Source organism: Candidatus Polarisedimenticolaceae bacterium (assembly GCA_036376135.1).
GTDB lineage: Bacteria > Acidobacteriota > Polarisedimenticolia > Polarisedimenticolales > DASRJG01 > DASVAW01.
The window spans coordinates 1-6,504 of record DASVAW010000156.1; the positions used below are offsets into that span (position 1 = coordinate 1).

General features: G+C 69.5%; 7 protein-coding genes. 4 read left to right on the top strand and 3 right to left on the bottom strand.

Annotated elements, in window-relative coordinates; genetic code table 11:
- The first annotated feature begins 266 nt into the window (after positions 1-266).
- From VF139_16395 to VF139_16405, 3 genes are read left to right on the top strand one after another with little or no spacing between them, the layout of a single operon-like run.
- Positions 267-650: an HIT family protein gene (locus tag VF139_16395; GenBank protein ID HEX6852977.1), complete on the top strand. Its 384-nt coding sequence runs from the start codon at positions 267-269 to the stop codon at positions 648-650.
- The gene (locus VF139_16400) at positions 647-865 is read left to right on the top strand and encodes a hypothetical protein (GenBank protein HEX6852978.1); all 219 of its coding nucleotides are present in this window, start codon (positions 647-649) and stop codon (positions 863-865) included. Before VF139_16395 ends, VF139_16400 begins: the two co-directional genes overlap by 4 nt.
- A 4-nt stretch (positions 866-869) precedes the next feature.
- Positions 870-2,900 (top strand): family 43 glycosylhydrolase, encoded by a 2,031-nt coding sequence (locus tag VF139_16405; GenBank protein HEX6852979.1) that lies wholly within the window; start codon positions 870-872, stop codon positions 2,898-2,900.
- A 191-nt stretch (positions 2,901-3,091) separates the two neighbouring features.
- Here the strand turns inward: VF139_16405 and VF139_16410 are convergent, their stop codons facing one another.
- From VF139_16410 to VF139_16420, 3 genes are read right to left on the bottom strand one after another with little or no spacing between them, the layout of a single operon-like run.
- The gene (locus tag VF139_16410; protein HEX6852980.1) at positions 3,092-3,274 is read right to left on the bottom strand and encodes a hypothetical protein; all 183 of its coding nucleotides are present in this window, start codon (positions 3,272-3,274) and stop codon (positions 3,092-3,094) included.
- Entirely contained in the window at positions 3,271-4,764 is a 1,494-nt protein-coding gene (locus VF139_16415; GenBank protein HEX6852981.1) for an anti-phage dCTP deaminase, read from the bottom strand. The genes VF139_16410 and VF139_16415 overlap by 4 nt, the downstream gene beginning before the upstream one ends.
- Positions 4,765-4,803: 39 nt before the next feature.
- Positions 4,804-5,001 carry a hypothetical protein gene (locus tag VF139_16420; protein HEX6852982.1) on the bottom strand — a complete coding sequence of 66 codons (198 nt, stop codon included), beginning with the start codon at positions 4,999-5,001 and terminating at the stop codon, positions 4,804-4,806.
- A 163-nt stretch (positions 5,002-5,164) separates the two neighbouring features.
- Between VF139_16420 and VF139_16425 the strand changes: the two genes are divergently transcribed.
- Positions 5,165-6,504: DNA/RNA helicase domain-containing protein (locus VF139_16425; GenBank protein ID HEX6852983.1), on the top strand; the 1,340-nt coding region annotated here is incomplete at its 3' end.

Below are 6,504 nucleotides of genomic sequence, written 5' to 3' on the forward strand. Positions count from 1 at the left end.
CGCCGTCCGATCTCCCAGTACGTGGCGGTCATCACCGTGTTGACCGAACGGGCGGCGGCCCGGCGGGCGGACTCCAGCAACCCGCTCAGGTCCTCCACGAGATCGCCGTAAAGACCCGTGGGGACTCGCTTCATCGGCGACATGGGACAGAGCTCCCGAGGAGGCGGGACGCCGGAACGTACCTCGGCGGGCGGCGGGTCGCGGGGCGAAGCGGGCGCGGAGGGGTTGAATAACGGAAACCGATCCGTGCTTGCTACGATCCGCCCATGTCCGACTGCCCGTTCTGCGCTCCGGACGCCGCCCGGGTCCTCCACGAGCTCCCGCTCGTCTACATTCTCCGCGACGGCTTCCCGGTCTCGGCGGGCCACGCGCTCGTGATCCCGCGCCGCCACGTCCGGTCGTTCTTCGAGACGACCCCCGACGAGCGCGTCCAGCTCCTCGCCGCGCTCGACTACGCGAAGTTCCTCGTCGAGGCCCAGCACGCCCCCGACGGCTGGAACATCGGGATCAACGACGGCTTCGCCGCGGGGCAGACGGTCCCGCACCTGCACGTCCACCTGATCCCGCGTTACGCGGGGGACCGCACCGACCCGCGCGGCGGGGTGCGGTGGGTGCTGCCGGAGAGGGCGGATTATTGGTCGAAGAAATGAGGAGTCCCGAGCCTAGCCCTGCCGAGCAGCTGCGGTTCCTGGAGAACTACCAGACCCTGCTCGACGAGGGGCAGTTCACCGCCACGTACAAGTTCGCGCTGCTCGTAGCCCTGGCCGACCTCGCGGTCGAGAGCGGCGACACCGTCTCGAACTCCCGAGGCGGCCGGGAGGGCAACATACCTCTCGACGGATATCGACCTTCGGTGAAGACTTGACCCCTTGATCCACAGGCACGCGATCCTGCTCCTGCTCGGGACGGCGCTCGGGATCTCGGCCCGCGCCGCCAATCCGCTGGACCTGCGCCTTCCGTCCGGCCAGCTCGTGGAGTCCTGCGCCGATCCGACGGTGATCCGCGGGGCGACCGCAGGCGACGACGCCTGGTACCTCTACTGCACCGCGGACCCGCTGTTCGCCGGGGACGCCCGTCGCCTGATCCCCGTCTTCCGTTCGACCGACCTCGAGCACTGGCTCTACCAGGGGGACGCGTTCGCCGCCGTCCCGAGCTGGGGGGAGTCGGGCTCCGGACTCTGGGCCCCCGAGGTGAAGTTCTTCGGCGGGAGTTATCACCTGTACTACGCGATGACCGACGTGAAGCGCGCGATCAGCGGCGCCCTCGGCTGCGGGTTCGATCCCGCGATCGGCGTCGCGACGGCGACGTCGCCCCTCGGTCCGTTCGTCGACGCGGGGTCGCCGGTCGTCGCCCCGCGACGCTCGGGCGCGGGATGCTCGTTCTTCGCGACGATCGACCCCGAGGTGGTCCTCGAGCCGTCGGGGGCGAAGTGGATCCTCTACGGCAGCTACTCGGGGGGGATCGAGACGAGAACCCTCTCGGCCGACGGCCTGGCGAGCGAGCCGGCGAGTGCTTCGCGCGTCGCCGTCCCCGACCGCTACGAGGCCCCCGAGGTCGTCCGGCGCGACGGCGCCTACTGGATGTTCGCCTCCGCCAGCGACTGCTGCCGCGGGCCGCTCACCGGGTACACGAACTTCGTCGGACGCTCGAGCTCCCCCGCGGGGCCCTACGTCGATCGCGACGGGATCGCGATGACGGCCGGACGGCCGGGGGGAGAGCTGGCCCTCGCCATGAACGGGAATCGATGGGTGGGGCCCGGGCATCTCTCCGTCTTCGACGACGGCTCCGGGACGACCTGGGTGGCCTACCACGCGATCGACCGGGACGATCCCTACTTCGCCGGCTCCGTCGGGTTCACGAAGCGCCCCGCGATGCTCGACCGCGTCGTCTGGGGGGCCGACGGCTGGCCCTCCGTCCGGGCCGGGTGGGGACCGTCCGCGTGCCCGCAGTCCGCGACACCGCCCCCCTACCCTGCTCTCGCGCCCGGCGCGCCGGTCGCCGCGGCCTCCGACGAGTTCGACCTTCCGACGCTGTCCCCGCAGTGGAGCTGGATCCGTCCCCCCGCCTCGAGCGCGTGGGGGCTCGAGAACGGCGCCCTGCGGATCAACACGACGGCGACCGAGCTCTACGAGGACAACGACACCGCGCCGATCCTCGTCGAAGAGGCCCCCGAGGGAGATTTCGTGGTGGAGACGCGGGTCACCCTCGACGTCCCCGCCGAGGGATCGGGGTGGGACTACGTCCAGGCGGGTCTCGTGCTCCACGCCGACGACGACCGCTACGTGAAGCTCGTCGTCGCCTCGATCGGAAGCGCCCGGCAGGTGGAGTTCGCGAACGAAACGTTCCCCGTCCCCGCGGGCTACCCGCGCTACGGCACGAGCGTCGCCGGCCCCGTCGGGGACGGCACTTGGCTTCGCATGGAGCGACGCGCGGGAAAGGTGAGCGCGTGGACGAGCCTCGATGGCGCGCGCTGGCAGCGCGCGTCCACGTGGACGCACGACGCGCTCGACGGCGCGCGGATCGGGCTCGTCGCCATGAACCGCGCGGGGTTCACCACCCGCTTCGACCACGTGCGCGTGTACGCGCTCGGCCCCGAGCCCGCCCTCGAGGCCGAGTCGGCTCCGGTGGAGGTGTTGTCGGTCGCCGTGAGCCCGAGCGCCGTGTCGTGGGACGTCGTCCCCCGCGCCGACGTCTACGACGTCCTCCGCGGCACGCTCGCCGGGATCCGGTCGGGGGACTTCGGGGTCTGCCTCGCCGACGACGTCGCCGGGACGTCCGTCGGCGACCCCGAGGCGCCCGCACCCGGGGCGGGGTTCACCTACCTCGTGCGCGGGGTCGACCGGGACTGCGGCGGACCGGGAACGTGGGGTTCGCGGGGGATCGATGGGGGTTGTCCGTGAGGGGGGGGACGGCGGCTGCGGCGTGCCGCTGGATCGCTCGGGCGACCCGAAGCTTGGCGGTCTTGCTCAAGCCGAGCGACCGACGGATTTGTTCGGGCGTCAGGACAGGGAGGATCAACTCGATCTTCCCGCCCAGCGTGTAGACCGTGGCTCGACTGCAGGGTCACGGACCACCGATCGGAGACCGGAGTTCAGTCGGCGCAGGGTCGAGGATCGGACTCCGCCCGCTCCGGCGAGGGGCGTTCGTCCTCGAGTTCACCGACGATCATCCGCCGCTTCCACTCGGGCCAGCCGTCGACCTCCCGGGCGCCGGCGTCGACGTTGCTCCAGAACTCGCGGCTTTCCTCGTCCTGCAGGTTTCTGACGAACGTCACGCGTCCCCTCCGTTCGCATGCATCCTACCCGGAAGCACGCGGCGCACGAACCAGTCCGATGCCTTTTCTCGATCGAGGTAAGACCCGGGCACCATCGCCACGCGGGGGGCAGCCTCGGCTCGCTTCCACTCGGATCTGTAGATCCCGTCGCGCCGCCGCGGTGTCGGCCGACCCGCGCCGAGGCGCAGGGAGAACAGATCGAGGAATCGGCGTGCACCGATGCCCACGAACGGGCGGAGCTTCACACGCCGATCTCCCGCGGGGCCCTCGAGCACCAAGGCATCGTCGTGCAACGCAAGCGCCTTGCTCTTCGGGTAGGGTTCGACGAACACGACGTTCGCGATGCCCGCGCTCACGATGTGCTTCGCGCAGTTGTGACAAGGAAAGGTCGTCGTGTAGAGCGTCGCGCCCCTCACGGACCTTCCCGCTCTCGCGCAGGTGAGCATGGCGTCCATCTCGGCGTGGACGTCGCGGCCGAACTCCGTGATCTGGGCGAAGCGACTGGACCGTAGGCTCGCGATGATCGGCTGCAAGCCCGCCGTGTCGGGTTCGGCACCATCGTGCAGGGCCTTGAACACACGGCGCGCGGACTCCTCGACGATCTCCTGGATCTCGGCGGCGTTCGAATCCCGCCCTCGGACGTAGTCTCGCTGGTCGTCTTCGCCCGGCCAGTACGGCCCCCCACCGGGTTTCGGTGCGTCGTTGGCGCCCGCTGCGATGACTTCGCCCGTCCTCGAGACGATGACGGCGCCAACCTGTCTCGAGAGCGACCCGGAGCGCACCGACGCCGCGTAGGCCAGGAACATCGCGTGTTCTTCCGGCGTGGGGGTCACGAACGGACACCCGAACACCAGGTCGAGGAACCGATGCAACCCCGCGTCCGCATCCGCCGCGCTCGCCGGAACGAAGACATCCGACAATTCGAACGCCTGTCGCGCCTGCTGGCCGTGACCGATTTCCTCTTCAGCATCCCGCTGAACGGTGTCCGCGGCCGCCTCCGCAGTCATTCCATGGCGTCGCATCAAATTGGCCGTGCGGCGCTCCTCGGATTCGTAAACGCCGATCAGAAAGAACCCGTCGCCGTAGATCCTCCGAAGCGCAGCGACCTCCTCGGGATGCTTTAGCGTCAGGAGGAGGTGCGCTGTCTTGGACATGACCGGCGGCTCTCTCCGCATGCCCTTCACGTGTGCTGCGCTCATCAACGCGAGAATGTCGTTCCGTTTCGTGGCTTTCCTGAGCAGGTTGCCGGCGTTCATGTAGGTGCGGAGCCGCTCGACCTCGGGTGCCTCGATGACGATCGGCTTGCCGTCCGGTCCGGCGACTTTCTTCAGGAACCCGCTGAGCCGCACGCGATTCGACTTGTAGCCGAAGCCTCCCAGCATCGTTGCCAGGCGATCGGCGAAACCATCGGTGTCGGTTCCGACCGGCGCCACGAGACCAAAGGCCAACTCCGGGTCACGCGGATCGCTTATGGGGTCGTCGGCAGTCATCTGCAGCCTCCGGAAGGAAGCTCTCTCCATGTGGGGCGTTCAACTCGCCCGGCGCTGCAGCCCGACCCGCCGGATCACTCGGGCTACCCGAAGCTTGGCGGTCTTGCTCAAGCCGAGCGACCGACGGATTTGTTCGGGCGTCAGAACGGGGAGGATCAACTCCATCTTCCCGCCCAGCGTGTAGACCGTCGCGCGACTTCCGGGGACGACTTCTTTGACCTTCTTTCGACGCTTCATCCGGCACCTCGGAACGTGCTTGGATTCTACGGCCGCGCCGACCCCGAGTCCACGCTCCGCGGCCCGGCCGGGGTTTCCCCGATGCAACTTCCGGCGGGAAACCGCCGCGTTGCTCGGCCGGGAAAGCGCACGGGTGAAGACCTGACCCCTTACAATCCCCCCAATGCGCCTCTACTCCGGCCTCTCCCCCCACTTCATCAAGGACAACGTCCACAACCGCATCGCCGAGAAGCTGACCGACGCGTTCCGGCGCGAGTTCCGCCACGCCCCGCCCCCGTCCGAGGTCGCCTCGTGGCGCAACTCCCTCCGCGCGATCTCGCAGGTCCTCGACGACGCCGACTTCCACGACCACGGGATCCTGCTCGAGTACCAGCTGCCGATGACCTCGAAGCGGCTGGACTGCATGGTCACCGGCCAGGACGGCGAGGGGCGGGACGCGGCGGTCATCATCGAGCTCAAGCAGTGGGAGCGCTGCGGCGAAGCCGGCGCGGAGAACCTGGTCACGACCCGCCTCGGCGGCGCCGAGCGGGACGTCCTCCACCCCTCAGCCCAGGTCGGCCAGTACCGCCGCTACCTCGAGGACAGCCACACCGCCTTCTACGAGCCCCCCGCCCCGATCCGCCTCGGCTCCTGCGCCTACCTCCACAACTACCGCTCCGACGGGGACGACGTCCTCTTCGCCGACCGCTTCCGCCCGATCCTCGAGAGCTCCCCGGTCTTCACGATGGACGACGTCGAGCCGCTGCAGGCGTTCCTCGCCGAGCGGGTGCGGGAGGGGCGCGGCGAGCCGGTGCTGCGCCGGGTCGAGCAGAGCCGCTACCGCCCGAGCCGGAAGCTCCTCGAGCACGTCGGCCAGGTGGTGAAGGGGAACCCGGCGTACGTCCTCCTCGACGAGCAGCTCGTCGTCTACGAGCGCGTCCTCGCCACCGCCCGCCGCGGCTTCGACGACCGGCGGAAGACGGTGCTGATCGTGCGCGGCGGCCCGGGGACGGGGAAGTCGGTGATCGCGATGAACCTCCTCGGCGACCTGTCGCTGGGCGGCTTCAACGCGCAGTACGCGACCGGCTCGCGCGCGTTCACCGAAACGCTGAAGAAGATCATCGGCACCCGCGGCAGCTCCCAGTTCAAGTACTTCAACAACTACGCCGAGGCCGACGTCAACGCGATCGACGTGCTGATCTGCGACGAGGCGCACCGCATCCGGGAGACGAGCTCGAACCGCTACACCCCGAAGGAGAAGCGCTCGACGAAGCCCCAGGTGGACGAGCTCCTCGACGCGTCGAAGGTGTGCGTGTTCTTCGTGGACGACCGCCAGGCCGTGCGCCCCGGCGAGATCGGCACCGCCGACTACCTGCGCGGGCGCGCCGAGGCGCAGGGGTGCGCGGTCCTCGACTACCGCCTGGAGGCGCAGTTCCGCTGCGCCGGCTCCGACGCCTTCGTGAACTGGGTGAACAACACCCTCGGCATCGAGCCGACGGCGAACATCCTCTGGCAGGACGACGA